We start from the raw sequence: 4327 nt of genomic DNA on the forward strand, positions 1-4327 counted from the left end.
GGACGGGGGTATCTGAACCGTCCGGAGCTGACGGCGGAGAAGTTTACGCTGGATCCGTTCGCAGCGCTGGAGTCTGGCGCAGCTGCCGGTCAAAGCCGGATGTACCGCACCGGAGACCTGGCGCGCTGGCTGCCGGACGGCAACATCGAGTACCTGGGCCGGATCGACCACCAGGTGAAGATCCGGGGGTACCGGATCGAGCTGGGCGAGGTGGAGACGCAGCTGCTGCATGTCGAGGGCGTCGTGGAAGCGGTCGTGATGGCGCGCGACGACGGCCAGGGCAACAAGCTGCTGTGCGCGTACTACGTCGCGGAGTCGGAGCTTGGCGCAAGCGAGCTGCGCAGCCGGCTGGCGGACAGCCTGCCTAGCTACATGGTGCCGTCGTACTTCGTACAGCTGGAGCGGATGCCTCTTAGTCCGAACGGCAAGATCGACCGCAAGGCGCTGCCGGTTCCTCACGGCATTATTCGCACCGGCATGGAGTACGCAGCTCCGCGGACGCAGACCGAGCGGACGCTTGTAGCCGTATGGCAGGGCGTACTCGGGGTGCCGACGCTCGGCATTCACGATAATTTCTTCGATCTGGGCGGAGATTCCATCAAGTCGATTCAAGTCTCCTCCCGCATGCTGCAAGCCGGCTACAAGCTGGAGATGAAAGACTTGTTCGAGCATCCGACGGTTGCCGCTTTGAGCCCGCATGTGCGAGAAGTGACCCGTATCGCGGATCAAAGCGAAGTGACGGGGGAAGCGGAGCTCACGCCGATCCAGCACTGGTTCTTCGAGCATAAGCAAACCGACGCCCATCATGTGAACCAGTCCGTCATGCTTTACCGCGCGGAAGGATTCGATGTGACGGCTCTGCGCCAAACGATGACAAGCATCGCCGTGCATCACGATGCGCTGCGGATGGTTGTGAAGGAGGAAGGCGGCAGTTATAAAATCCGGTATAGAGGCGTGGATGAAGGCGAGCTCTTCGAGCTGACTGTGCTTGACCTTCAGGATGCGGTCAGCCCGGGAGAAGTCATCGAGACGATCTCTACGGTCATTCAAAGCTCGATGTCGCTGACCGAAGGTCCTCTGGTGAAGCTGGGTCTGTTCCGCTGCGCAGATGGCGACCATCTGTTGATCGCGGTTCATCATCTGGCTATCGACGCCGTATCGTGGAGAATTTTGTTCGAGGATATTACGACGGCTTATGAACAATCCGTTCGTGGAGAACCGGTTCGCCTTCCTTACAAAACAGACTCATACAAGGCTTGGGCCGAGCAGCTTCCAGCCTATGCGCAGCGGTCGTCGGCCATCCAGGAGCTTGCGTATTGGCAGGAGCTGGAGTCAGCGCCTTGCCGCCAGCTGCCGACGGATTACGAGACGCATGGACGCTCGCTCGTTCGGGAAAGCGCGGTTGTCGAGGCGGTGTGGACGAGGGAGGAAACCGAGCGGCTGCTGAAGCAGGCGCATCGGGCATACAACACGGACATTAACGACCTGCTGCTTACGGCGCTCGGGATGGCCATCCATCGATGGAGCGGCCTGACCGACATGCTGGTAAGCCTGGAAGGACACGGCCGCGAGGCGGTTGTGCCGGAGCTGGATATAACGCGCACGGTTGGCTGGTTCACCAGCGTGTTCCCTGTGCTGCTGCAGTCCTCGACGGAGCTGACTCTGCCTCAGCAGATCAAACAGACCAAGGAACGGCTGCACAGCGTGCCTCATAAGGGAGCCGGCTATGGCATTCTGCGATATCTGGGCCAAACAGGGCTTGAAGGGGACCGCAGCGAACTGAAGGCCGCCCCGGAGATCAGCTTCAATTACTTGGGGCAGTTGGATCAGGATTTGCAAGGGTCTGGTATTCAGGTATCCCCGTATACTGGCGGAGATTCGACAAGCGAGCAGGCCGAGCTGCGCTTCAAGCTGGATGTGAACGGGATGATCCAGGGCGGAGAGCTGCGGATCACGGCCCGTTACAGCAGCAAGCAATACCGCAAGGAAACGATAGAGCGGCTAGCCGCCTGCCTGGAGGCTTGCCTGCGCGAGATCATCAGCCATTGCGCGGAGAAGGAGTACGGGGAGCTGACTCCAAGCGACCTTGCCTTCCGCGGCTTTACGATCGAAGAACTGGAGCGGCTGTCCGAGCACACGGTGCCGGCCGGAGGACTGGAGAACGTCTACGCGCTTTCGCCTATGCAAAAGGGCATTATGTTCCACACCTTGCTGGATACCGGCTCCGGCGCGTATTTCGAGCAATCCTCCTTTGACTTGAAAGGGGAATTTGAGGTTCAAGCTTTTGAGCAAAGCCTGGACTTGCTGATTCAACGCCATGAGGCGCTGCGCACGAATTTCTATACCGGCTGGAAGAAGGACCCGATCCAGGTGGTGCTCCGCCGCAGAGCGGGCAAGCTGACGTATGCCGATGTGAGCGGCATGAGCGAGGAGGAGCGCGAAGACTATGTCCGCCGGTTTACGGCCGAGGATAAGGCGCGTGGCTTCGATCTGGCGCGCGATTCGCTGCTGAGGGTCGCGATTCTGCGTACGGGCACGGATGTATACCGTTTTATCTGGAGCTTTCATCATATTGTGATGGACGGCTGGTGCTTGTCGCTCGTAGCCAAGGAAGTGTTCGAAGCGTACTTCGCCATTCTGGAGCGCAAACAGCCGCAGCTTCCGGACGTCATGCCTTATCGGGCATATATCGAGTGGCTGGAACGTCAGGACAGCCAGGAAGCTTCGGCCTACTGGAGCGGCTACCTGGCGGGCTACGAGCAGCAGACGGCGCTCCCGGGCGGGAAGCAGCTTGGCAAGGAAGCCGCCTCCTATGTATCGGAGCGTCTCGACTCAACCCTAGGGGCTGAGCTGACGGAGCTTATTCACCAGACGGCCAAGCAGCAGCAGGTAACGGTCAACACGTTGATTCAAACGGTCTGGGGCTTGCTCCTGCAGCGGTATAACGGAAGCGGCGACGTCGTGTTCGGCAGTGTGGTGTCCGGCCGGCCGGAGGAAATTCCAGGCGTAGAGAACATCGTCGGCTTGTTCATCAACACGATTCCGGTACGAATACAAGCCGGTCCGGATGACATCTTCACCGATGTTCTCAAGCGGACGCAGGAGCAGGCGATCGCTTCCCATGCTTACGATACGTACCCGCTATACGAAATCCAGTCGTTGACCGAGCAGAAGCAGGATCTGGTCAATCATATCGTGATCTTTGAAAATTATCCGGTGGAGGAGCAGATCGAGCAGCTGGGAGAAGGACGCGCGCCTTTCCAAACGACAGCAGTCGAGATGGTCGAACAGACCAACTACGACTTCAATCTGGTCGTTCTTCCCGGCCGGGCGATGGGCTTGTGCTTCGGTTATAATGCCGCCGTATTCGAACGGGCAAGCGTGGAGCGTATTCAGAGGCATCTGGTCCACCTGCTGGAGCAGGCCGTCGCGAATCCGTCGATTCCGGTCAGCGAGCTGGAGGTCGTCACCGCAGAGGAGAAAGCGGAGATCTTCGAGGCGTTCAACGCCACGAGCCTCAGCTCCCCGCAGGACAAGACGATTTACCGGCTGCTGGAGGAGCAGGCGGAGAAGACGCCGGAGCAGCTCGCGGTGTATGCCGAGGACGGACAGCTGACGTACCGCGAGCTCAACGAGCGGGCCAACCGTCTCGCTCGCACGCTGCGCCGTCACGGGGCAGGCCGGGACAAGCTCGTCGGCCTGATGGTCGAGCGGTCGCTCGAAATGATCGTCGGCGTGTTCGGCATCCTGAAGGCGGGCGCCGCCTACGTGCCGATCGATCCGGAGTATCCGGAGGACCGTATCCGGTACATGCTGGAGGACTCGGGGGCCGGGCTTCTGCTGACCCAGGAGCGCCTGCGCCATCGTCTTGCCGGCGATGCCGACAAGGGCATTCGGACTGTGTGCCTGGACGACCCTGCCGCCTATGACGCGGACGGCGCGAATCTTGCGCCCGTATCCGGCGCAGACGACCTCGCTTATGTCATCTACACGTCGGGCACGACCGGCAAGCCCAAAGGGGTCATGGTCGAGCATCACGGCCTGACGAATCTGAAGGCGTACTACGACGAGACGCTGCGGATCGGGACGGAGGACCGAACGCTGCTGTTCGCGAGCCTGTCCTTCGATGCCGCCTGCTGGGAGATGTTCCAGGCGCTCTTCTGCGGAGCGACGTTGTACGTGCCGGTATCGGACACGATTCTGAATTACCAGCAGTTCGAGCAGTATATGGCCGATCACCGGATCACGGTCGCGGCGCTGCCGCCGACCTATGCGGTGTATCTGGAGCCGGAGCGCATGCCGGAGCTGCGGATTTTGTTCACGGCCG

Annotated in this window: 1 protein-coding gene; it reads left to right on the top strand. The window is 60.4% G+C overall.

Annotated elements, in window-relative coordinates:
- Positions 1-4327: condensation domain-containing protein (locus GSF01_RS28870; protein WP_159888720.1), on the top strand; the 4327-nt coding region annotated here is incomplete at both ends.

The sequence above is a fragment of the Paenibacillus puerhi genome (assembly GCF_009846885.1).
GTDB classification, from domain to species: Bacteria; Bacillota; Bacilli; order Paenibacillales; family NBRC-103111; genus Paenibacillus_G; species Paenibacillus_G puerhi.